Source organism: Nocardia sp. NPDC060249 (assembly GCF_042728755.1).
Taxonomy (GTDB): Bacteria; Actinomycetota; Actinomycetes; order Mycobacteriales; family Mycobacteriaceae; genus Nocardia.
On the sequence record NZ_JBHXAQ010000007.1, the window covers coordinates 147,934 to 170,319 of the forward strand.

Genomic DNA, 22,386 nt, shown 5'->3' on the forward strand with positions numbered 1-22,386 from the left:
GACATATTACCGCAGGCTCCCTACCGTCATTAGTCATGGTGACTTTGACTCATGACAGCGCGATCCGGATGCGATCCGGGCTGCTGCTCGCGCTGGCGTCGGCCACCTCCTTCGGGCTGTCCGGTCCGCTCGCGCGCGGGCTGATGAACGCGGGGTGGAGCGCGGCCGCCGTCGTCGCGGCACGGGTCGTCCTCGCCGGAGTAGTGCTGCTGCCGCTCGCACTTCCGCAGCTACGGGGCAACTGGAACCTGGTGCGCGCCAACGCGAGTCTCATCGGCGCGTACGGGCTGGTCGCCGTCGCGGGCACGCAGCTCGCCTACTTCAACGCCGTCGCGCACATGGAAGTCGGCGCCGCGCTACTGATCGAGTACACCGCGCCGATCGCCGTGGTCGGCTGGTTGTGGGTGCGCCACCGGCAACAGCCCGGCGCGGCCACGATCGGCGGCGCGGCGCTCGGCATCACCGGGCTGCTGCTCGTCCTCGACGTGGCCTCGGGCATGTCGACCGACCCCCTCGGCATCGCCTGGGCACTGGCCGCGATGGTCGGCGCCGCAGCCTATTTCGTCCTCTCCGCCCAGGGCGGCGACCTCCCCGGCACCGTCCTGGCCTGCGGCGGCCTCCTGATCGGCGGCCTCACCCTGATCCTGGCAGGCACCCTCGGCATCGTCCCCCTGCGCGCCACCACCCACCCGGTCGTCTTCGCCGATTTCACCACCCCCTGGTGGATCCCCATTCTCCTCATCGGCGTCGTCACCGCCGCCATCGCCTACGTCACCGGCATCGCCGCCACCCGCCGCCTCGGCTCCCGCCTGGCCTCCTTCGTAGCCCTCACCGAGGTCCTCGCCGCCCTGATCTTCGCCTGGATCCTCCTCGCCGAAGCCCCCCGCCCCATCCAATTACTCGGCGGCACACTGATCCTCATCGGCGTCGTCACCGTCCGCCTCGGCGAACCCGGCGCCCCCGCCCTCGGCGACCCGCAGACACCGGCAGACACCCCGACGGAGATCCCGCAGGCTCGGTCCGAGCAAGTATCCTGACCGACACAACCCGCTTCACCAGCGGTAGTCGAGGAATTTGCCGTCCAGGGTGATGACGACGCGGTCGCCGTCCGGGTGGGGGCGGCGGGCGATGTCGATGTTGAAGTTGATGGCGCTCATGATGCCGTCGCCGAATTCCTCGTGGATGAGCTCTTTGAGGGCGGGGCCGTAGACCGAAACGGCTTCGACAAGGCGATAGATGGTGGGGTCGGCCAGTTTCGCCGGGTCGGCGCCGCGGAAGGGTTGCAGGCGCAGACTTTCGGCGACGGTGTCGTCGAGGTCGAGCAGAGCGCAGACGGTGGCGGCCTGTTCCTCGGTCATCGGATGCTGGCCGAGGAGGGCCGCTGTCGTCCAGACCAGGGGTGCGCCGAGCGATTCCGCGATGCCCGCCCACGTCAGGCCCTTGCGGATACGGGCGGCGACGATCAGGTCGGCGGCAGCGGATTTGCTCAGGATCGGTTGCATACGGGCTCCTAGGGTCGGGGTCGCCGCTAGCCTGCCATTCGGGGGCACTGGCCGCCATAGTGGAATACCACTATTTACGTGGGAGCAACGTCCGGTGATCGCGAGGCAACCTCGACAGCGAAAACTCCTGCGCTAGAAGCACTACGAAGGGGTTTCCATGTCCTATCTCCCACCGGCGGACTTCGTCGAGAAGATGATCGACGCGGGCGAGGCCAAAGCGTTCATGTCCACCCGCGACACCGTGATCCGCGCCTACATGGCGGGCGCGATTCTCGCCCTCGCCGCCGCCTTCGCGGTGACCATCACCGTGAACACCGGCGAACCGCTACTCGGCGCTGTGCTCTTCCCAGTCGGGTTCTGCATGCTCTACCTGCTCGGATTCGACTTGCTCACCGGCGTTTTCACGCTGGTTCCGCTGGCCATGATCGACAAGCGCCGTGGTGTCACCGTGCGCTCGATGTTGCGGAACTGGGGCCTGGTGTTCGTCGGCAACTTCGCCGGCGCGTTCACCGTCGCGGTGATGATGGCGATCATCCTCACCATGGGCTTCTCCGTCGACCCCAGCGCCGTCGGCGAGAAGCTCGGCGAGATCGGCGAATCCCGGACCCTCGGCTACGCCGAACACGGCGGCGCGGGCATGCTCACCCTGTTCATCCGCGCCGTGCTGTGCAACTGGATGGTCTCCACCGGCGTGGTCGCCGCCATGATGTCGACCTCGGTGTCGGGCAAGGTGATCGCGATGTGGATGCCCATCATGCTGTTCTTCTACATGGGCTTCGAACACTCCATCGTCAACATGTTCCTGTTCCCCTCGGGCCTGCTCCTCGGCGGCGACTTCTCCCTCGGCGACTACCTTTTCTGGAACGAAATCCCCACCGTCCTGGGCAATCTCGTAGGCGGGCTCACCTTCGTCGGCCTGACCCTCTACGCCACCCACGCCCGCACCGCCCCGTCACGGCGGCCCGCCGAATCGGCCCTGGACTAGAGCTCCTCCGACGCCCGCAGGGTTGGGTCCGGGTACTCGTACGCCGAGCGAATCCACTCGACCCTGGGGCGGCCACCCGCACCGTCGAACTCGAGGAAAACCGCGTGCCGGTATCCGAGCTGCTCGATGAACGCACAGAGTTTGATGTAATCGCCTTCGCGTGCCCGCGCTGAAACGCGCCCCTTCTTGGCTTCCAGCACAAGGATATTGCCGCGTTTCGAGCCACTGTACGGTTCGTGCACGATCAAGTCCGGTACCACGAAGCTGACATCGTCGAGCCCCGCGCGCGCCAATCGCAGCTGCTTCCGCACCACCGAGAACCCTAAATTCGTGACACGATCGTATTCGACATCCGCCCGCCACTTCCCGGGCAGAACCGCCAATCGCTGATTCAGCGCGGATGCGATGTGCGCCACCACAGTTCGCTCGTGAACGGCATCCAAGACCAGATCCGGACAGTCCGCCCACACCTGCTTGATCGCGCCACGGACCATGTCCTCGATCGACAGGACCTCTGCGGTTCCGGGCATACCGAGATGGTCTCATCCCACACCGACACAGAAACGACGAACGCCCCGCTCCAAGAAGGAACGGGGCGTTCGGGTTACTGCTTAGCGGTAGTCGCTGAAGCCGTAGTCGTCCAGCGGCACCGCTGCGCCGGTGGAGGAGCCGAAGCTGTCCGGGGAGTAGTAGGTGTCGTCGTAGGACGGCACCGCGTACGCCGCGGCACGGGCTTCTTCGGTCGGCTGCACCTGGATGTTGCGGTAGCGGTTGATACCGGTACCGGCCGGGATGAGCTTACCGATGATCACGTTCTCCTTCAGGCCGATCAGCTTGTCGGAGCGGCAGTTGATGGCCGCGTCCGTCAGCACTCGGGTGGTCTCCTGGAAGGAGGCCGCCGACAGCCACGAATCGGTGGCCAGCGACGCCTTGGTGATACCCATCAGCACGGGACGGCCGGAAGCCGGCTCGCGGCCTTCGGCCACCACGCGACGGTTCGAGTTCTCGAACTCGGCGCGCTCGGTGAGCGAACCGGGCAGGAACTCGGTCGCACCCGAATCGATGATCGTCACACGACGCAGCATCTGGCGAACGATGACCTCGATGTGCTTGTCGTGGATCGACACACCCTGCGAGCGGTAGACCTCCTGGACCTCGTGGACCAGGTGGACCTGCACCTGACGGGGACCCATCACGCGCAGCACCTCGTGCGGATCGGCAGCGCCCTCGAGCAGCTGCTGACCCACCTCCACGTGGTCACCGTCGGCGAGCAGACGCTCGGAGCCGTCGTCGTGCTTGAACACACGCAGACGCTGACGCTTCGAGAGCTTGTCGTAGACGACTTCCTCCGACCCGTCATCAGGGATGATCGTGATCTTGTAGAAGCGGTCGTCGTCCTCGAGACGCACCCGGCCCGAGACCTCCGCGATCGGCGCCTTGCCCTTGGGGACACGGGCCTCGAAGAGCTCCTGAACACGCGGCAGACCACCGGTGATGTCGTCGCCCGCGACACCACCCTGGTGGAAGGTACGCATGGTCAGCTGGGTACCGGGCTCACCGATGGACTGGGCCGCGACGATGCCGACGGCCTCGCCGATATCGACCAGCTTGCCGGTGGCCATCGAACGGCCGTAGCAGGTGGCGCAGACGCCGGTGCCGGTGGTGCAGGTCAGCACGGAGCGGACCTTCACCTCGGTGATACCGGCCGCGAGCAGCGCGTCGAGCGCGGGGTCGCCGAGGTCGGCGCCCTTCGCCACGATGACATTGCCCTTGGCATCCACCGCGTCGGACGCGAGCGTCCGGGCGTAGGTGGAGGTCTCGACGTGCGCGTCACGAATGATCGTGCCGTCGGCCAGCTTCTCCGCGATCGGCACCAGGATGCCGCGCTCGGTGCCACAGTCCTCTTCGCGGACGATGACGTCCTGCGACACGTCGACCAGACGACGGGTCAGGTAACCCGAGTCGGCGGTACGAAGCGCCGTATCGGCCAGACCCTTACGAGCACCGTGGGTGTTGATGAAGTACTCGAGCACGGTCAGGCCCTCACGGAACGAGGACTTGATCGGGCGCGGGATGAACTCACCCTTCGGGTTCGTCACCAGGCCCTTCATACCCGCGAGGGTACGGGTCTGGGTGAAGTTACCCGTGGCGCCGGAGTCGACGATCGTGATGATCGGGTTGTCCGGCGGGTAGTGGGTACGCAGCGCGGCGCCCACTTCCTCGGTGGCTTCCTGCCAGATCTTGACCAGGGCGTTGTTGCGCTCGGAGTGATCGAGCGCGCCACGCTGGTACTTCTTCTCGATCAGGTCCGCCATCGACTCGTAGCGTTCCATGATCTCGGGCTTCTCCGGCGGAACGAGCACGTCCGACATGGAGACGGTGACACCCGAACGCGTGGCCCAGTAGAAGCCGGCGTCCTTGAGCTTGTCGACGGTCTGCGCGACGACGATCATCGGGTAGCGCTCGGCCAGATCGTTGATGATCGTGGCCTGACGCTTCTTCGGCATCGGCTCGTTGATGAACGCGTAGTCCGCCGGGAGCAGATCGTTGAAGATCACGCGACCCAGCGTGGTCTCGGCCAGCCACGCGTCGCCGCGCTTCCAGCCGTCCGGGAACAGCTCGCTCTCGATATCGCGCGGCGGGCGCTGTTCGGTCAGCCGCACCTTGATGGTGGACCGCACGGTCAGCTCGCCACGATCGACGGCCATCTGTGCCTCGGCGGGCGAGGAGTACACGCCGTACTCCGGCACGTCCTTGGCGGCGCCCTGGTAGGTGCCTACGCCGTTCTCGTCGAGACGGGTCAGGTAGAACAGGCCCGTCACCATGTCCAGACGCGGCATCGCCAGCGGGCGACCCGACGCCGGGGACAGGATGTTGTTCGACGACAGCATCAGGATGCGTGCCTCGGCCTGCGCCTCCGCGGACAGCGGAAGGTGCACGGCCATCTGGTCACCGTCGAAGTCGGCGTTGAACGCCTCACAGACGAGCGGGTGCAGCTGAATGGCCTTGCCTTCGACCAGCTGGGGCTCGAAGGCCTGGATGCCGAGGCGGTGCAGGGTGGGCGCGCGGTTCAGCAGCACGGGGTGCTCGGCGATGACCTCTTCGAGGACATCCCACACCTGTGCGCGCTGACGCTCGACCATCCGCTTGGCGGACTTGATGTTCTGCGCGTGGTTCAGGTCGACCAGACGCTTCATGACGAACGGCTTGAACAGCTCGAGCGCCATCAGCTTCGGCAGACCACACTGGTGCAGCTTGAGCTGCGGGCCGACGACGATGACCGAACGGCCCGAGTAGTCGACGCGCTTGCCGAGCAGGTTCTGACGGAAACGGCCCTGCTTGCCCTTGAGCAGGTCGCTCAGGGACTTCAGCGGGCGGTTACCCGGTCCGGTGACCGGACGGCCACGACGGCCGTTGTCGAACAGTGCGTCGACCGACTCCTGCAGCATCCGCTTCTCGTTGTTCACGATGATCTCGGGCGCACCCAGATCGATCAGTCGCTTCAAACGGTTGTTGCGGTTGATCACGCGGCGGTACAGGTCGTTCAGGTCGGAGGTGGCGAAACGGCCACCGTCGAGCTGAACCATCGGACGCAGCTCCGGCGGGATCACCGGGACAGCGTCGAGCACCATGCCCATCGGCGAGTTGCCGTTGGTCTGGAAGGCCGCGACGACCTTCAGACGCTTGAGCGCGCGCAGCTTCTTCTGACCCTTGCCGGAGCGAATGGTCTCGCGCAGGCTCTCGGCCTCGGCGTTGATGTCGAAGTTCTCCATCAGCTTCTGGATGGACTCCGCACCCATGGCGCCGGTGAAGTACTCGCCGTAGCGGTCGACGAGCTCGCGGTAGAGCACCTCGTCGACGATGAGCTGCTTGACCGACAGCTTGGTGAAGGTCGTCCAGATCTCGTCGAGGCGGTCCAGCTCACGCTGCGAGCGGTCGCGCAGCTGACGCATTTCGCGCTCGCCGCCGTCCTTGACCTTGCGACGCACGTCGGACTTGGCGCCCTCGGCTTCCAGCTCGGCCAGATCGGCTTCGAGCTTCTGCGCGCGGGCCTCGAGGTCGGCGTCGCGCTGATCGGCGACAGCCTTCTTCTCGACCTCCATCTCGGCTTCGAGCGTGGAGAGCTCGTTGTGACGCAGCTCCTCGTCGACACCGACGATGACGTAGGCGGCGAAGTAGATGATCTTCTCGAGATCCTTCGGCGCCAGGTCGAGCAGGTAACCCAAGCGCGACGGAACGCCCTTGAAGTACCAGATGTGAGTAACCGGAGCGGCCAGCTCGATGTGGCCCATCCGCTCACGGCGCACCTTGGCGCGAGTCACCTCGACGCCACAGCGCTCACAGATGATGCCCTTGAAGCGGACACGCTTGTACTTGCCGCAGTAGCACTCCCAGTCCCGGGTGGGACCGAAGATCTTCTCGCAGAAGAGCCCGTCCTTCTCCGGCTTGAGCGTGCGGTAGTTGATGGTCTCCGGCTTCTTCACCTCGCCGAAGGACCACTGGCGGATGTCATCGGCGGAGGCAAGGCCGATCCGGAGTTCATCGAAGAAGTTGACGTCTAGCACGTAACTTCCTTTCCCCTGTTCGGGTCGAATTCGAGCAAAAGTTCACTAGTTGTCGAGCGCGGTGCGCGGTGCGCCTCGCTTCCACAGCGAAGCGCACCGCTTACCACCTAGTTCGCCAGATCGTCGATGGTGGCGGCTTCGTTCCTGGACAGGTTGATGCCCAGGTTCGCGGCCGCGCGCTCCAGATCCTCGTCTTCGCCGCCGCCCATCTCGATCGCGGCGCCGTCCGAAGACAGCACCTCGACGTTGAGGCACAGTGACTGGAGTTCCTTGAGGAGCACCTTGAACGACTCCGGAATGCCCGGCTCCGGAATGTTCTCGCCCTTGACGATGGCCTCGTAGACCTTCACGCGGCCGACCACGTCGTCGGACTTGATGGTCAGGAGTTCCTGCAGCGTGTACGCCGCGCCGTAGGCCTGCATGGCCCAGCACTCCATCTCACCGAATCGCTGACCACCGAACTGCGCCTTACCACCCAGCGGCTGCTGCGTGATCATCGAGTACGGACCGGTCGAACGGGCGTGGATCTTGTCGTCGACCAGGTGGTGCAGCTTCAGGATGTACATGTAACCGACCGCGACCGGGTACGGGAACGGCTCACCCGAACGACCGTCGAACAGCGTCGACTTGCCGTCGGCGTTGACCATCCGCTCACCGTCACGGTTGGGCAGGGTCGAGCCGAGCAGACCGGTCAGCTCGTCATCCTTGGCACCGTCGAAGACGGGCGTGGCGATGTTCGAGTCGGCCGGCGCCGCCAGCATCTCCTCGGGCAGCGTCGCCGCCCACTCGGGGCGAGTGCCGTCCGCGGCCACGTCGATGTTCCAGCCGGCCTTACCGATCCACCCGAGATGGGTTTCCAGGATCTGGCCGATGTTCATACGACGGGGCACACCGTGGGTGTTCAGGATGATGTCGACCGGCGTGCCGTCGGGCATGAACGGCATGTCCTCGATGGGGAGGATCTTGCCGATGACGCCCTTGTTGCCGTGGCGACCGGCGAGCTTGTCGCCGTCCTGGATCTTGCGCTTCTGGGCCACGTAGACGCGGACCAGCTCGTTCACGCCGGGAGGCAGATCGTCGTCGTCTTCGCGCGAGAACACGCGAATACCGATGACCTTGCCGGACTCACCGTGGGGCACCTTGAGCGAGGTGTCGCGCACTTCGCGAGCCTTCTCACCGAAGATGGCACGCAGCAGACGCTCTTCCGGGGTGAGCTCGGTCTCGCCCTTGGGCGTGACCTTGCCGACCAGGATGTCGCCGTCGCGGACCTCGGCACCGATGCGGATGATGCCGCGCTCGTCGAGGTCGGCGAGGACCTCGTCGGAGACGTTCGGGATGTCGCGAGTGATCTCCTCGGCACCGAGCTTGGTGTCGCGGGCATCGATCTCGTGCTCTTCGATGTGGATCGAGGTGAGAACGTCCTCTTCCACGAGGCGCTGCGACAGGATGATCGCGTCCTCGTAGTTGTGGCCTTCCCACGGCATGATCGCGACGAGCAAGTTCTTGCCCAGCGCCATCTCACCGTTCTCGGTGCAAGGGCCGTCCGCGAGGACCTGCCCCTTCTCCACCCGATCGCCCTCGTCCACGATCGGACGCTGGTTCGAGCAGGTGCCCTGGTTCGACCGGTTGAACTTGCGCATCCGGTAGGACTTGCGGCTGCCGTCGTCGGCCATCACGGTGACGTAGTCGGCCGAGACCTCTTCGACGACACCGGGCTTCTCGTTCACGACGACGTCACCGGCGTCGACGGCTGCGCGCAGCTCCATGCCGGTACCCACGATCGGGGACTCGGAACGGATCAGCGGCACGGCCTGACGCTGCATGTTCGCACCCATGAGGGCACGGTTGGCGTCGTCGTGCTCGAGGAACGGGATCATGGCCGTCGCGACCGACACCATCTGGCGCGGCGAGATGTCCATGAAGTCGACCTGCGCCGGCGTCACGAACTCGACCTCTTCGCCCGCACGGCGGACGAGGACCTTCTCCTCGAGGAAGCGACCCTCGGCGTCGACCGGGGAGTTGGCCTGCGCGCGAACGTAGCGGTCTTCCTCGTCGGCGGTCAGGTACTTGACCTCGTCGGTGACCTTGCCGTCGACAACCTTCTGGTACGGCGTCTCGATGAAGCCGAACGGGTTGACCCGCGCGTACACCGACAGCGAACCGATCAGGCCGATGTTCGGGCCTTCCGGGGTCTCGATCGGGCACATGCGGCCGTAGTGCGACGGGTGGACGTCACGAACTTCCAGACCGGCACGCTCACGGGACAGACCACCCGGGCCCAGCGCCGACAGGCGGCGCTTGTGGGTCAGACCCGACAGCGGGTTGTTCTGGTCCATGAACTGCGACAGCTGCGAAGTTCCGAAGAACTCCTTGATCGCGGCGACCACCGGACGGATGTTGATCAGGGTCTGCGGCGTGATCGCCTCGACGTCCTGCGTCGTCATCCGCTCACGAACGACACGCTCCATGCGGGACAGGCCCACGCGGATCTGGTTCTGGATGAGCTCACCGACGGTGCGCAGACGACGGTTACCGAAGTGGTCGATGTCGTCGATCTCGACGGGGACCTCTTCACCGCCGGGGGCGGTCATCGTGCGGTCACCGGCGTGCAGGCGCACCAGGTACTCGATGGTGTCGACGATGTCTTCCTTGGTGAGAACCGAGGAGGTCACCGGCTCGTGCACGTGGATGCCGAGCTTCTTGTTGATCTTGTAGCGACCGACGCGGGCCAGGTCGTAGCGCTTCTCCTTGAAGAACAGGTTCTCCAGCAGAGTCTGCGCGGACTCCTTGGTCGGCGGCTCGCCCGGACGCAGCTTGCGGTAGATGTCGAGCAGCGCCTCGTCCTGGCCGGGCGTGCTGTCCTTCTCCAGGGTGGACATCATGATCTCGGAGAAGCCGAAACGCTCGACGATCTCCTCGGTCGTCCAACCCAGCGCCTTGAGCAGCACGGTGACCGGCTGACGGCGCTTGCGGTCGATACGGACACCGACGGTGTCGCGCTTGTCGACGTCGAACTCCAGCCACGCGCCGCGCGACGGGATCACGCGCACGCTGTGCAGGTCCTTCTCGGTGGTCTTGTCGATGTTGTGATCGAAGTAGACGCCCGGGGAACGGACCAGCTGCGAGACGACGACACGCTCGGTGCCGTTGATGATGAAGGTGCCCTTGTCGGTCATCATGGGGAAATCGCCCATGAACACCGTCTGGCTCTTGATCTCGCCGGTGTTGTTGTTGATGAACTCCGCGGTGACGAACAACGGCGCCGCGTAGGTCATGTCCTTCTCTTTGCACTCATCGATGGAGGCCTTGACCTCTTCGAAGCGCGGATCAGAGAACGACAGGGACATGGACCCGGAGAAGTCCTCGATCGGCGAGAGCTCCTCGAGCACCTCCTCGAGGCCGCCTGCGAGACCGACGTCGCCGCGAGCGGCCGCCTTCTCACGCCAGTCGGGTGTACCGACCAACCAGGCGAACGAGTCCGTTTGTAGGTCGAGAAGTCCGGGCACCTCCAAGGGCTCTCGGATCTTCGCGAACGAAACCCTCAACGGGGCTCCGGGGATACCAGCCTTGGTCTGGGTGGAGACTGCCAAGATGCGTCCTTCCAGCACCTCACGCGCGTCGCGTGGTGGTCCGCGACCGTCGCTTGTCTGCTACGAATTCCGCTGGTTACAGCCCGAACGAAACCAGAACAAGCAGCAGCGGAAGTAACACCGGAAGGGTGGAACTTTCGAGTGCGAATCAAGGTGTGGACAGGAGGCAGCCAGCGCAACGTCCAAACTTACACCCCTAGACAAGGGAGTGTCAACATACCATCCGTGTGACCGCACGCACGGGATAACGCGCCGAAGCCCTGGACGCTGGCCGCGTCGGGTTCCTTCACCGCTGCGCCCCGCTGCCGACTCCCCCGATCCGACTGCTCACTTGGCGCTGAGCTCTCTATTCAACTGGCGCCGACCCCTGTCAGCTGGTGCTGGGCCGAATTCTCGCTGGCGCTGGTGCCCCTCAACAGCTCACGCTGCTGTGAACAGCGTGACGGTTCGCGGGCCCCTCGTCAAGTGGCGCGCGTAGGTCTGTCCGCGATGCGAGATCGCCTGGCGCGCTGGGGATCCCCCACCCTGCGCCGCGGTCATTTTACTCGCGACACGCCGTGCGCGCCAGCCCGCCGACGGCCGGTCAGCAGCTGTTTTCCGTCCCGTCACGCAGAAGAGCCCCGGCCGTAGGCCGGGGCTCATCCGAGGCGTAAAAGTCGCTCAGCCGTTGATCTGGCCGTGCGGAACCGCCTTGAACGTTTCGGTGGGCTGATCGTTGCCGCCATAGGCTGCCATCACCTGAGTGTCGTCGGAGGAATCCAGCGACTCGCGGATCGCCACCTGTGCCGCGTGCGGCAGCGTGTGGATGATCTCGCGCACGCGCGCCTGGCGGCGGAACACGGCCTGACGGGCGGGCATGCCGGGCTCGGCCTTCATCTGCGGGATGATGCCGTCGATCTCCTCGGCGCCACCGTGGTGGTGACCGGCGTCGACGAGCGCCTGCTCGCGCGCCATCTGCGCCTCGTCCTTCTCCTCCGACATACCGATCGGGCCGATCATCCGGCCGTTGAGGAACTGCTTGACCACCGGCTCCTCACTGGTGAGCAGCACCTCACGGGGGCCGAACATCACCAGGTTGCGGCGGAAGAGCATGCCGATGTTGTCCGGCACGGTACGGGCCAGGTTGATGTTGTGCGTCACGATCAGAATCGTGGCGTCGATCTGCGCGTTGATGTTGAGCAGCAGCTGCGCCAGGTACGAGGTACGCACCGGGTCCAGGCCCGAGTCGGGCTCGTCGACGAGGATGATCTGCGGGTCGAGGACCAGCGCGCGGGCCAGACCGGCGCGCTTGCGCATACCACCGGAGATCTCGCCGGGCAGCTTGCCCTCGGCGCCGAGCAGACCGGTCAGCTCGAGCTTCTCCATGACCACGCGGCGGATCTCGGATTCCGACTTCTTCGTGTGCTCACGAAGCGGGAACGCGATGTTGTCGTACAAATTCATCGAGCCGAACAGCGCGCCGTCCTGGAAAAGGACGCCGAACAGTTTGCGGATCTCGTAGAGCTCCTTGTTGGAGCAGGTCATGATGTCTGTGCCATCGATGAAGATGGACCCACGCTCGGGCCGCAGCAGACCGATGAGCGATTTCAGGAACACCGACTTACCCGTACCCGAAGGCCCGAGCAACGCACTGACCTCACCCGAAGGGAGCGTGATCGACACGTCCTGCCAAATTCGCTGTGAACCGAAGGATTTGGTTACACCCTCGGTCCTGACCTCGACGCCCACTGCTACCTCCATTGATCCCTGCGAGCACCCCACCCGCGTTCCCGCGCGCTCACATCACGGCGGTGCGCTACGACTCTGTGGGTCCGGTCACTGTAACCCATCAGTGAGACGCGGCACACCCCTACATGACTGAAGAGTAACCTGGCGCGGCTACTACGACCCGGATCACTTTCGCATGTCCGGGCAAATAGCAAACGGGCGGCCCGGAAAGGACCGCCCGTTCACAACAGCACTGGTTCCGAATTACTTGACGGAAACCTTGGCGCCGGCCTCTTCGAGCTTCGCCTTGGCGGCCTCGGCGGCATCCTTGGCGACCTTCTCCAGGATCGGCTTCGGGGCGCCCTCGACCAGGTCCTTGGCTTCCTTCAGGCCCAGGCCCGAGACGATCTCACGGACCACCTTGATGACCTGGATCTTCTTGTCGCCGGCACCCTCGAGGATGACGTCGAACTCGTCCTGCTCTTCGGCGGCGTCGGCCGGCGCAGCAGCGCCACCGACGGCGGCGACCGCGACGGGGGCAGCGGCGGTGACGTCGAAGGTCTCTTCGAAGACCTTGACGAACTCAGCGAGCTCGAGCAGGGTCAGCTCCTTGAAGGCGCCGATCAGTTCTTCGGTGCTCAGCTTTGCCATGGTGGTTCCTTTCGTGGTGTACCTCGCAGCGCATACGCACCCCGAGGCGGGTAATAGATGTCTTATTCGGCGTCAGCCGCGGGTGCTTCTTCGGCAGCAGGAGCGCCTTCGGCACTCGTGCGCTTCTCGAGCAGCGCCTGGGCGAGCCGGGCGACCTGCGAAGCGGGAGCGGCGAACAGGGCGGCAGCCTGCGAAGGCTTGGCCTTGAACGCACCGGCCAGCTTGGCCAGCAGCACCTCACGCGAATCGAGGTCGGCGATACGCTCGACCTCGGACACGGACAGCGCGCGGCCGTCCATGTATCCGCCCTTGATGACCAGGGACTTGTTGTCCTTGGCGAACTGCTTGAGCGCCTTGGCGGCGTCGACCGGCTCACCCTGGATGAAGGTGATGGCGGTCGGGCCGACGAACAGCTCGTCGAGACCCGCCACACCGGCTTCGCCGGCAGCGATCTTGACCAGGGTGTTCTTGGCGACGGAGTACGTGGCGTCGGCGCCGAGCGCACGACGCAGCTCGGTGAGCTTGCCGACCGACAGGCCACGGTACTCCGTGACAACAGTGGCCGTGGAGTTCTTGAACTGCTCCGCGATCTCCGCGACAGCGGTGACCTTTTCAGGTTTCGCCATACTTCGCCTCCTCTCTGATGTCGGTTTCGTTGGTGCACTACCGAATCAGGGGCCGGCGACAAAACGAACGCCCCGGACGCAAGGCGTACCGGGGCGCAAAAATAACTTCGGCCTCAGCTCTCCCTGCGTGGGTCGCCGGCAATGTCGCCGGACCTTCGATCGACACCGCGCGAGCGGCATCAACGACCAACGGTCTTCGGTAGAACGAATGGGTTAGTCATCGAACGAGTCGATGACCGTCGTTCACTGTACCCGCACCTGCCCTATCTGCCAAAACGGGACCCCTGCGCCCGATTTCACCGATTCGAAAGTGACTCACGCCACATCGCAGTTCAATTGTGGCAGGACTCCCACCCGGAAGGTGTTACGCCCGGTGACAGTAACCTGGTTCACTCCAATACTATGCAAACCTCCATAGTCGATCCACCAGCGCTGCTGGGCCGACGCCCGCAGCGATTCGTCGCTCTCGTCGTCATCTGCCTGGCCGAACTGCTGGTAGTCCTCGACAACACCATCGTCAACGTCGCACTGCCGTCCATCGGCGTCCAACTGTCAGCCGACGTCGCCGGACTGCAATGGGTCGTCGACGCCTACACGCTGACCTTCGCCGGCCTACTCCTCGCCGCGGGCAATCTCGGTGACCGTTACGGCCGCCGCCGGGTCATGCTCGTCGGCCTGATCGGCATCGCCGTGATGTCGGTCGGTGGCGCGCTCGCCGAGACGATGACGCAGGTGATCTTCGCCCGCGCCGCCATGGGCGTCTTCGCCGCCGCGGTCTTCCCCGCCACCCTGGCCCTGATCATCAACATCTTCACCGACCGGCGCGAGCGCGCGCTCGCGATCGCCGCATGGACCGCGATGGCAGGCTTCGCCATCGCCATCGGCCCCATCTCGGGCGGCTGGCTGCTCGAACACTTCAGCTGGCATTCGGTGTTCTGGATCAACGTGCCCGTGGCGCTGATCGCGCTGATCGCCACCCTGATCTGGGTGCCCGAGTCGCGCGCCGCGCAGTTCGGCAAGCTCGACTTCCCCGGCATCGGCCTGTCGATCGCGGGCATCACGCTGGTGGTGTGGGCGATCATCGAGGCACCGCACAACGGCTGGCTCTCGTTCACCACGCTGGGCACCGCCGCACTCGGCGCCACTCTGCTCGCGGGTTTCGTCGCGTGGGAATTGCACACGGCCGCACCGATTCTCGATATGCGGCTGTTCCGCAATCGCCGATTCTCATTGCCTGCCTTGGCAATCGCGATCGGATATTTCTCGATGTTCGGATTCCTGTTCCTGATCACCCAGTATTTCCAGGGCGTGCGGGAATACACACCGCTGGAATTCGGTATCGCCTCACTGCCGTTCGCGTTCTCGGTGGCGATCGGCGCACCGATCGCCACCCTGCTCGCCCAGCGCATCGGCACCACCGCGGTGATCGTGTTCGGCCTGCTGCTCACCGGACTCGGGCTCTACCTGGGTAGCCAGGTCACCGTCGACAGCACCTATCTGCTCGGCGTGCTGCCGTCGATGGTGTCGATGGCCCTCGGACTCGGCATCGTGCAGGGTCCCGCCACCGAGTCGATCATGTCCTCACTGCCACTGGACGAAGCCGGCGCGGGCTCGGCCGTCAACGACACCACCCGCGAGGTGGGCGGAACCCTCGGCGTCGCGGTTCTCGGCTCGATCGTGGCCTCGTACTACACCACCAACATCGCCGCGCGAATCGACGCCATCCCGGTGGGCATCATGAACGACAGCGAGAAGAGCCTGGTCAAGGCCAGCCCGCTGAGCGTGCTGGAACTGCGCAAACGCGAACTCGCGCCGTTCTTCGAGACCCAGCGCGAGAACCTCATCGTCGCGATGAAGACCGCGACCCTGCAGGGCTCGCACACCGCCGCGCTCGTCGCCAGTGGCGCGGTCGTCGTGTGCGCGGCGATCGTCGCGGTCTTCCTGCCGTGGAAGCCGCAGGAAGGCGAGTCGGTGCTGCTCGGCTGGCGTAAGAAAGACGCTGATCAGTAGCTGGTGAACGCCGGACAGTCCGACAACGCCGCGAGGGTGGGAACGCAGGACGCGTTCCCACCCTCGCGGTGGATCAGGGGTTACCTGTCAGGCGAAGCTCACGCATCCTCGTCGAGGAGGTTGCGGGTGCGGTTCGGGTCCACCGGGATGCCCGGTCCGGTGTTCGTCGAAACCGTGATCTTCTTGACGTAGCGACCCTTGGCGGTCGACGGCTTCACACGCAGGATCTCGTCCAGCGCGGCGCCGTAGTTCTCCACCAGCTTGGCGTCGTCGAAGGACGCCTTGCCGATGACGAAGTGCAGGTTGGCCTGCTTGTCGACGCGGAAGTTGATCTTGCCGCCCTTGATCTCGTTGACGGCCTTGGTCACGTCGTTGGTGACGGTGCCCGTCTTCGGGTTCGGCATCAGACCACGCGGGCCCAGGACACGCGCGATACGGCCGACCTTGGCCATCTGATCCGGGGTGGCGATAGCGGCGTCGAAGTCGAGCCAGCCGCCCTGGATCCGCTCGATCAGGTCCTCGGCGCCCACGGCGTCGGCGCCCGCGGCCTCGGCCTCGGAAGCCTTCTCGCCCGCGGCGAACACGATGACGCGAGCGGTCTTACCGGTGCCGTGCGGCAGGTTGACGGTGCCACGGACCATCTGGTCGGCCTTGCGGGGATCGACGCCGAGACGGACGGCGACCTCGACGGTCGCGTCGGTCTTGGTGGTCGCGGTCTCCTTCGCCAGGCGCGCGGCGGCCAGCGGGGAGTACAGGTTGTCGCGATCGACCTTCTCAGCAGCGGCGAGGTACGCCTTGCTTCGTTTTGCCATGATTTTCTGTCCTTAAGTTTCTGAGTTCAGATGTGGTTTGTTCGGGCCTGGCCGGCCCTCCCACATGAGAGCGAGATTCGCTCAGCCTTCGACGGTGATACCCATCGAACGCGCGGTACCGGCGATGATCTTCGCGGCCTGATCGAGATCGGTGGCGTTGAGATCCTCGGCCTTGGTCTTGGCGATCTCCCGGACCTGGTCCATGGTGACCTTGGCGACCTTGGTCTTGTGCGGCTCAGCGGAGCCCTTCTGCACACCGGCGGCCTTGAGCAGCAGACGAGCGGCAGGCGGGGTCTTCAGCTTGAAGTCGAACGTCCGGTCCTCGTACACCGAGATCTCGACCGGGATGACGTTGCCACGCTGCGACTCGGTCGCGGCGTTGTACGCCTTGCAGAACTCCATGATGTTGACGCCGTGCTGACCGAGCGCGGGGCCGACCGGCGGTGCCGGGTTGGCTGCGCCGGCCTGGATCTGCAGCTTGATGATCCCGGCGAGCTTCTTCTTCTTGGGGGGCATCTTTCTTCCTTGGCTTTCTGGGGTTCGGTTCCTTACGGTTGCCGTAAGCCTCGTATCCGCGCACGACTAGGCCCCGACAGGTACTGCGGGGAAGTCAGAACACGAACCATCACACTCTACTTGACATGGGTCATGACCAAGCAATCGGGTGGCGACCAGCACAAACACGAACGGCACCGCCGATGAGCGGTGCCGTTTCGTGAAAGCGGAGAACTCAGATCTTGGAGACCTGGGTGAAGTTCAGCTCGACCGGGGTCTCACGACCGAAGATCGACACGAGCACCTTGAGCTTCTGCTGCTCGGCGTTGACCTCGGAGATCGAGGCGGGCAGCGTCGCGAACGGACCGTCCATGACGGTGACCGACTCGCCGACCTCGAAGTCGACCTCGATGGTGGGCTTGCCCGAAGCCGCGCTACCGGCATCCGAACCACCGGCAGCGGCCGCGGCGGCCTTCTTCTGCGCCTGCGCACCGGCCGGAACCAGGAACTTCACGACCTCGTTGATGGTCAGCGGGGTCGGCTTGGCGCCGGGGCCACCGCCGGTCATCCCGACGAAACCGGTGACGCCGGGGGTGTTGCGGACCGCGCCCCACGACTCGTTGTTCAGTTCCATCCGGACCAGGATGTAGCCCGGCAGCACCTTGCGGTTGACGTTCTTCTTCTGGCCGTTCTTGATCTCGGTGACCTCTTCGGTCGGCACCTCGACCTGGAAGATGTAATCCTCGAGACCGAGGTTCTGCACGCGGGTCTCGAGGTTGGTCTTGACCTTGTTCTCGTAACCGGCGTACGAGTGCACGACGTACCAGTCGCCGGGCACACGCCGCAGCTTGGTCTTCATCGACTCGATCGGGTCGGCCTCGGGGTCGTCCTCGGTGGCGACGTCTTCGATCACGGCTTCGTCGGCGAGCTCGGCGGCCTCGACCTCGTCGGTGGCGGTTTCCGCCGCGACAGCGTCGTCAACCGGGAACTCGTCGTTGGTGTCGTTCTCCGGGGTGCTCACTGAGGCACTCGCTTCCTGTGTCGTCACGTACATCCTCTGGGCCGGGTCGGGTGCGCGGAGGCACACTCCGCCGTTCCGACCCGCGATCGGCTACCGGCGTGGGTGTCGGCGATCAGCCGAACAGCCAGTCGACACCCTTGACGAACGCCACGTCGATCCCGGCGATGAACGCGACCATGAAGACCACGAACACCAGAACGACGGCCGTATAGGTGACCATCTGCTTCCGGTTGGGCCAGATCACCTTGCGCAGTTCCGCGATGACCTCTCGCAGGAACTTGAGCACCCGCTTGAACGGGTTGCCCGTCTTTGCCTTACCGGCGGTCTTGTCTGCCTTGCGCGAGGCCGACGGCCGATCGAGCGTGGCCACCGATCCGTTGTCTGCCGGAGCATCCGACGCGCGCACACGACGAGCAGACCGCTTGCCACTCGGTCGAGTGGCAGCGGCGGTGTCCTCGCTGTCTTCGCCGCGAGTATCCCGCTCGTCGCTCACGTCGATCCTCTCTCGTCGCTGGCATTCAGGGCAGGGGCGACAGGACTTGAACCTGCAACCTGCGGTTTTGGAGACCGCTGCTCTGCCAATTGAGCTACGCCCCTTCGGTTGGACCAGCCTGAGCTGTAGTGCCCAACCACATTCGATATTCGGTTGTCCCTAGTGTCACACAACACGCGCGCCGCTTCCATGAGGAGATAACCCCTCGGGAAGATCAGCGCGCAGCATCTCGTGACCCCAGAGACCCGACTATACGTCACCGCGCGCGGTTATCGCCAATCCGGGACACTCGACCAGGTCAGGACAGCTGAACGGTTGCCGTGGCGCGGCCGAAGATCTTTTTGCCCGCCGACTTCGCCGTGATGGCGACAACGGCGGTACGGGTCTGCGGATCGACCGATTTCACCTTTCCGGTGTATTCGACCTCCGCCGGGACGTCGGAGCCGACGTAGACCGGGCTGGTGAAGCGGACGTTGTACTCCTTCACCGCACCGGGATCGCCCAGCCACGAGGTGATGAAACCGCCGCCGAGACCCATCGTGAGCATGCCGTGCGCGACCACGTTGTCCAGGCCGACCAGCTTCACGACCTCGTCGCTCCAGTGGATCGGGTTCGCGTCACCGGACACGCCCGCGTAGTTGACGAGGTCGCCACGGGTGAGTCGCGCCACGCGGGCGGGCAGCTCGTCGCCGACCGACACGCTGTCGAAGGACAGGGCGTGCACACTGACCGTCGGCTCCGGCTGCTTGGTGATCGGGGCCGGGGTGTCCCCGATGGACAGCTCGGCCGGCGCGTGGTGGGCGGGTTCCTCTTCGCCGATTCCGTGCATCAGCACATTGCGGACCGCGTCCGACATCCGCGGATCGCTGTCGCCGCCACTGCGGCCGATCAGGGTGGTGTACGTGGTGAGCACCAGTTCGTCGTCCTGGGCGGTGACGATGTTCTTGGTCACGATGATGTCGCCACCGAATGCCTGCCGGAAAGAATCCAGATACACATCACAGGTCAGCTGATCGCCGACCCGAATGGGGCGGTGGAATTCCAGGATCTGATCGGTCTGCATGATCTGGCTCAGGTCGTAACCGGTCACGATCCGTTCGAACAGCTTGCGCTGGGCGAGGATGCCGACCAGGGAGATGAAGGTGAGCGGGGCGAGCAGACCCTGGTGGCCGTACTCGCGCGCGATGTCTTCCTCCCAGTGCACCGGGTGGTAATCCTGCACCGCACGGGCGTATTCACGCACCTTCTCGCGACCGACCTCGTAGTAGTCGTCGACGCGGTAGTGGTGGCCGACCATCGAGGCCGCGTGGGCGGCGGGATCGAAGGATTCGGCGGCTGCGGCAGGGACCGCTTCGTGAGTTCCGGTGTTCACTGTCACAACGTGGACCTTACTCACTCGTAAGACAGCACCGAAGTCGACCGGTGTAAAACGTGATGCGTCCGGGTACTGTATCGGCCCCGAACTTTCCATGAACTTCCTGGGAAAAGCACAAAGGCCGGACTCTCGTCCGGCCTTCGGCAGATGTTCTGGAAACTAGCGCGACTCGCGGTGCGCCCGGTGAGTTCCGCAGTTGGGGCAGAACTTCTTCAGCTCGAGGCGATCCGGGTCGTTACGCCGGTTCTTCTTGGTGATGTAGTTGCGGTGCTTGCACTCGTCGCAGGCCAAGGTGATCTTTGGCCGGACATCGGTGGACTTCGCGGCCACGATTTGCCTTCTTTCCGGTCTGGGCTGAGTTGAAATTGGTAGCGATGGCCGGACTTGAACCGGCGACACAACGATTATGAGTCGTTTGCTCTACCAACTGAGCTACACCGCCACGGCGGACTAATATCCCGATGATGCCGCGGTAAGCCGCTCACCACCGGCAATCCGGCGAGCCCCCTAACGGAATCGAACCGTTGACCTTTTCCTTACCATGGAAACGCTCTACCGACTGAGCTAAGGGGGCATGACAACGTGGCACAGAGTCTGTATCGGCAAGCCGATCAGCGTGACCCCGTGCTCCGGCGTCCTGAACGAGATTACACACTCCTCGCCCCGAGCACCAAATCGGCAGCTCAAAGGGCATTTTCACGGGTTTCACCCGCTGGTTCCGACTCGCCTGCTTCGAGGCTACCCGGGTCCGCGCGGGAACAACCCCACAGAACCAAGGAACCCCCGCCGATCTTCGCGATCGACGGGGGTTCGATGTGGCAGATGTAGGATTCGAACCTACGTAGGCATAAGCCGACGGATTTACAGTCCGCTCCCATTGGCCGCTCGGGCAATCTGCCGTGTGCGCCGTTTCCGGTGCGCTGAGCAGCTTACAACGTACTCACCCGGACTATCAAAACGCCTGCACAGACCCCCTGCGAGCACCGGTCGTCCCCCGATGCGGGTACAACTGTCTCGATGGCCGGGCACAACCCGGCCCCGGAGTTCGCCGGACCTTCACAGGACAGGAGCGCAGTGTGGCTGATTCGTCATTCGACGTCGTGAGCAAGGTCGATCGACAGGAGGTCGACAACGCTCTGCATCAGGCGGAGAAGGAACTGAACTCGCGCTACGACTTCAAGGGCACCGACGCATCGATCGCGTGGTCGGGTGAGGAAGCCATCGTGCTGACCGCCAACGCCGAGGAGCGGGTGCAGGCGGCGCTCGACGTCTTCAAGGAGAAGCTGATCCGCCGCGATATCTCGCTGAAGGCGTTCGACGCCGGCGAGGCGCAGCCGTCGGGCAAGGTGTTCAAGATCACCGGCACGCTCGTGCAGGGTATCGACACCGAGAAGGCGAAGAAGATCTCGAAGAAGATCCGCGACGAGGGACCCAAGGGCGTGAAGGCGCAGATCCAGGGTGAGGAGCTGCGGGTCAGCAGCAAGAAGCGTGATGACCTGCAGGAAGTGATCTCGCTGCTCAAGGGCGAGGACTTCGGTATCGCCCTGCAGTTCGTCAACTACCGATAGGTCCGGTGTGGCGGCACTCAGTGGTGATGGGTGCCGCCTGCCATCTCCTCCAGACGCTTGATGCGCTCGTCCATCGGGGGGTGGGTGGAGTACCAGCGGGCGACACGGTCGCCCGCGCGGAACGGGTTGGCGATCATCAGATGCGATTCGCTGGTGATCTTGGGGTCCGGCGGAAGCGGGGCCGCCTGGACGCCGCGTTCGATCTTGCGCAGGGCCGAGGCGAGGGCCAGCGGGTCGCCGGTGAGCTCGGCGCCGGACTGATCGGCCTGGTACTCCCGCGATCGCGAGACCGCCATCTTGATCAGGCCCGCCGCGATCGGCCCGAGCAGCGAGACCAGCAGCACACCGATGATGTTCGGTCCGTTGCCGTCCCTGTTGCCGAACGAACTCGCGAAGAACGCCATATTCGCCAGACCGGTGATGACCGAGGCCATCGCACCCGCCACCGACGAGATCAGGATGTCGCGGTTGTAGACGTGGGACAGCTCGTGGCCGAGCACCGCGCGCAGCTCGCGTTCGTCGAGCAATTGCAGGATGCCGCTGGTACAGCAGACCGCGGCGTGGCGCGGATTACGGCCGGTCGCGAACGCGTTGGGGGCGCTGGTCGGACTGATGTAGAGCCGCGGCATGGGCTGGCGCGCCGTGGTCGCGAGCTCGCGCACGATCCGGTACATGACCGGCGCCTCCAGCTCGCTCACCGGTTGCGCGTGCATCGCCTTCAACGCCAGCTTGTCGCTGTTGAAGTAGGCGTAGGCGTTCATGCCGACGGCCAGCACGATCGAGATGATCAGGATCGTCGGGCTGCGGAACATCGCCCCGATGGCGACGATCAACGCCGACATTCCCACCATCAAACCGAACGTTTTGATGCCATTGGGCATTTCCGCCTCCCCGCGCCTCTTGCCGGTCGTCAGGCGCTGCGTTCGTCAGGCATCGGGCCTGCGGTTGACAACGGGAACGGTTCTGGGTGTACCCGGCGAGTTACC

Annotated in this window: 18 protein-coding genes and 4 tRNA genes; 4 read left to right on the forward strand and 18 right to left on the reverse strand. The window is 64.8% G+C overall.

What is annotated here, in order from left to right; translation table 11 throughout:
* Positions 1 to 35 precede the first annotated feature (35 nt).
* On the forward strand, positions 36 to 1,037 hold the full coding sequence (locus ACFWFP_RS24000) for a DMT family transporter (protein ID WP_379298523.1): 1,002 nt from the start codon (positions 36 to 38) through the stop codon (positions 1,035 to 1,037).
* A gap of 15 nt (positions 1,038 to 1,052) precedes the next feature.
* On the opposite strand, the gene cynS is transcribed toward ACFWFP_RS24000, so the two are convergent.
* A complete protein-coding gene (cynS, locus tag ACFWFP_RS24005) occupies positions 1,053 to 1,502 on the reverse strand; it encodes a cyanase (RefSeq protein ID WP_379298525.1) in 450 nt (149 codons plus the stop codon).
* A 157-nt stretch (positions 1,503 to 1,659) separates the two neighbouring features.
* Here cynS and ACFWFP_RS24010 point away from each other — a divergent pair, with 157 nt between their 5' ends.
* Complete coding sequence (locus ACFWFP_RS24010; RefSeq protein ID WP_379298527.1) at positions 1,660 to 2,487, forward strand: formate/nitrite transporter family protein; 828 nt, start codon at positions 1,660 to 1,662, stop codon at positions 2,485 to 2,487.
* Here ACFWFP_RS24010 and ACFWFP_RS24015 read toward each other — a convergent pair.
* The 6 genes from ACFWFP_RS24015 to rplJ form a co-directional block, all read right to left on the reverse strand.
* On the reverse strand, positions 2,484 to 3,017 hold the full coding sequence (locus ACFWFP_RS24015) for a hypothetical protein (RefSeq protein WP_379298529.1): 534 nt from the start codon (positions 3,015 to 3,017) through the stop codon (positions 2,484 to 2,486). The genes ACFWFP_RS24010 and ACFWFP_RS24015 overlap by 4 nt on opposite strands.
* A gap of 81 nt (positions 3,018 to 3,098) precedes the next feature.
* Entirely contained in the window at positions 3,099 to 7,052 is a 3,954-nt protein-coding gene (locus tag ACFWFP_RS24020) for a DNA-directed RNA polymerase subunit beta' (RefSeq protein ID WP_379298531.1), read from the reverse strand.
* Between the two features lie 107 nt (positions 7,053 to 7,159).
* A complete protein-coding gene (locus ACFWFP_RS24025; protein WP_358060948.1) occupies positions 7,160 to 10,660 on the reverse strand; it encodes a DNA-directed RNA polymerase subunit beta in 3,501 nt (1,166 codons plus the stop codon).
* 642 nt (positions 10,661 to 11,302) lie between these two features.
* Entirely contained in the window at positions 11,303 to 12,382 is a 1,080-nt protein-coding gene (locus ACFWFP_RS24030; protein ID WP_379298533.1) for an ABC transporter ATP-binding protein, read from the reverse strand.
* A 231-nt stretch (positions 12,383 to 12,613) separates the two neighbouring features.
* Entirely contained in the window at positions 12,614 to 13,000 is a 387-nt protein-coding gene (rplL, locus tag ACFWFP_RS24035) for a 50S ribosomal protein L7/L12 (protein WP_379298535.1), read from the reverse strand.
* Positions 13,001 to 13,062: 62 nt separating this feature from the next.
* Complete coding sequence (gene rplJ, locus ACFWFP_RS24040; protein ID WP_062988862.1) at positions 13,063 to 13,626, reverse strand: 50S ribosomal protein L10; 564 nt, start codon at positions 13,624 to 13,626, stop codon at positions 13,063 to 13,065.
* A 402-nt stretch (positions 13,627 to 14,028) separates the two neighbouring features.
* Here rplJ and ACFWFP_RS24045 point away from each other — a divergent pair, with 402 nt between their 5' ends.
* On the forward strand, positions 14,029 to 15,636 hold the full coding sequence (locus ACFWFP_RS24045; RefSeq protein ID WP_379298537.1) for an MFS transporter: 1,608 nt from the start codon (positions 14,029 to 14,031) through the stop codon (positions 15,634 to 15,636).
* Between the two features lie 98 nt (positions 15,637 to 15,734).
* Here ACFWFP_RS24045 and rplA read toward each other — a convergent pair whose 3' ends face one another.
* From rplA to ACFWFP_RS24095, 10 genes are all read right to left on the reverse strand, one after another.
* The gene (gene rplA, locus ACFWFP_RS24050) at positions 15,735 to 16,448 is read right to left on the reverse strand and encodes a 50S ribosomal protein L1 (RefSeq protein ID WP_301903705.1); all 714 of its coding nucleotides are present in this window, start codon (positions 16,446 to 16,448) and stop codon (positions 15,735 to 15,737) included.
* An 81-nt stretch (positions 16,449 to 16,529) separates the two neighbouring features.
* Positions 16,530 to 16,964, reverse strand: a complete 435-nt coding sequence (rplK, locus tag ACFWFP_RS24055) for a 50S ribosomal protein L11 (RefSeq protein WP_019049397.1) — start codon at positions 16,962 to 16,964, stop codon at positions 16,530 to 16,532.
* A gap of 214 nt (positions 16,965 to 17,178) precedes the next feature.
* A complete protein-coding gene (gene nusG / locus ACFWFP_RS24060; protein WP_379298899.1) occupies positions 17,179 to 17,964 on the reverse strand; it encodes a transcription termination/antitermination protein NusG in 786 nt (261 codons plus the stop codon).
* Positions 17,965 to 18,076: 112 nt separating this feature from the next.
* Positions 18,077 to 18,457 carry a preprotein translocase subunit SecE gene (secE, locus tag ACFWFP_RS24065; RefSeq protein ID WP_379298539.1) on the reverse strand — a complete coding sequence of 127 codons (381 nt, stop codon included), beginning with the start codon at positions 18,455 to 18,457 and terminating at the stop codon, positions 18,077 to 18,079.
* A gap of 31 nt (positions 18,458 to 18,488) precedes the next feature.
* Positions 18,489 to 18,561 (reverse strand) — tRNA-Trp (locus ACFWFP_RS24070).
* Between the two features lie 194 nt (positions 18,562 to 18,755).
* Positions 18,756 to 19,829 carry a fused (3R)-hydroxyacyl-ACP dehydratase subunits HadA/HadB gene (locus ACFWFP_RS24075; RefSeq protein ID WP_379298901.1) on the reverse strand — a complete coding sequence of 358 codons (1,074 nt, stop codon included), beginning with the start codon at positions 19,827 to 19,829 and terminating at the stop codon, positions 18,756 to 18,758.
* A gap of 162 nt (positions 19,830 to 19,991) precedes the next feature.
* Positions 19,992 to 20,162 (reverse strand): 50S ribosomal protein L33, encoded by a 171-nt coding sequence (rpmG, locus tag ACFWFP_RS24080; protein ID WP_056814348.1) that lies wholly within the window; start codon positions 20,160 to 20,162, stop codon positions 19,992 to 19,994.
* A gap of 36 nt (positions 20,163 to 20,198) precedes the next feature.
* Positions 20,199 to 20,274 (reverse strand) — tRNA-Met (locus ACFWFP_RS24085).
* 59 nt (positions 20,275 to 20,333) lie between these two features.
* A tRNA-Thr gene (locus tag ACFWFP_RS24090) sits at positions 20,334 to 20,406 on the reverse strand.
* 242 nt (positions 20,407 to 20,648) lie between these two features.
* Positions 20,649 to 20,731, reverse strand: a tRNA-Tyr gene (locus ACFWFP_RS24095).
* 177 nt (positions 20,732 to 20,908) lie between these two features.
* On the opposite strand from ACFWFP_RS24095, the gene ACFWFP_RS24100 reads away from it, so the two are divergent.
* Positions 20,909 to 21,400: a YajQ family cyclic di-GMP-binding protein gene (locus tag ACFWFP_RS24100; RefSeq protein ID WP_056814350.1), complete on the forward strand. Its 492-nt coding sequence runs from the start codon at positions 20,909 to 20,911 to the stop codon at positions 21,398 to 21,400.
* A gap of 17 nt (positions 21,401 to 21,417) precedes the next feature.
* On the opposite strand, the gene htpX is transcribed toward ACFWFP_RS24100, so the two are convergent.
* Positions 21,418 to 22,281, reverse strand: a complete 864-nt coding sequence (gene htpX / locus ACFWFP_RS24105; RefSeq protein ID WP_379298541.1) for a zinc metalloprotease HtpX — start codon at positions 22,279 to 22,281, stop codon at positions 21,418 to 21,420.
* Between the last annotated feature and the right edge of the window lie 105 nt (positions 22,282 to 22,386).

Bases quoted from the DNA above. Each gene is read 5' to 3' on its own strand.
- ACFWFP_RS24000 (WP_379298523.1), top strand. From the start codon at position 36: ATGGTGACTTTGACTCATGACAGCGCGATCCGGATGCGATCCGGGCTG.
- cynS (WP_379298525.1), bottom strand. From the start codon at position 1,502: ATGCAACCGATCCTGAGCAAATCCGCTGCCGCCGACCTGATCGTCGCC.
- ACFWFP_RS24010 (WP_379298527.1), top strand. From the start codon at position 1,660: ATGTCCTATCTCCCACCGGCGGACTTCGTCGAGAAGATGATCGACGCG.
- ACFWFP_RS24015 (WP_379298529.1), bottom strand. From the start codon at position 3,017: ATGCCCGGAACCGCAGAGGTCCTGTCGATCGAGGACATGGTCCGTGGC.
- ACFWFP_RS24030 (WP_379298533.1), bottom strand. From the start codon at position 12,382: ATGGAGGTAGCAGTGGGCGTCGAGGTCAGGACCGAGGGTGTAACCAAA.
- rplL (WP_379298535.1), bottom strand. From the start codon at position 13,000: ATGGCAAAGCTGAGCACCGAAGAACTGATCGGCGCCTTCAAGGAGCTG.
- rplJ (WP_062988862.1), bottom strand. From the start codon at position 13,626: ATGGCGAAACCTGAAAAGGTCACCGCTGTCGCGGAGATCGCGGAGCAG.
- ACFWFP_RS24045 (WP_379298537.1), top strand. From the start codon at position 14,029: ATGCAAACCTCCATAGTCGATCCACCAGCGCTGCTGGGCCGACGCCCG.
- rplA (WP_301903705.1), bottom strand. From the start codon at position 16,448: ATGGCAAAACGAAGCAAGGCGTACCTCGCCGCTGCTGAGAAGGTCGAT.
- rplK (WP_019049397.1), bottom strand. From the start codon at position 16,964: ATGCCCCCCAAGAAGAAGAAGCTCGCCGGGATCATCAAGCTGCAGATC.
- htpX (WP_379298541.1), bottom strand. From the start codon at position 22,281: ATGCCCAATGGCATCAAAACGTTCGGTTTGATGGTGGGAATGTCGGCG.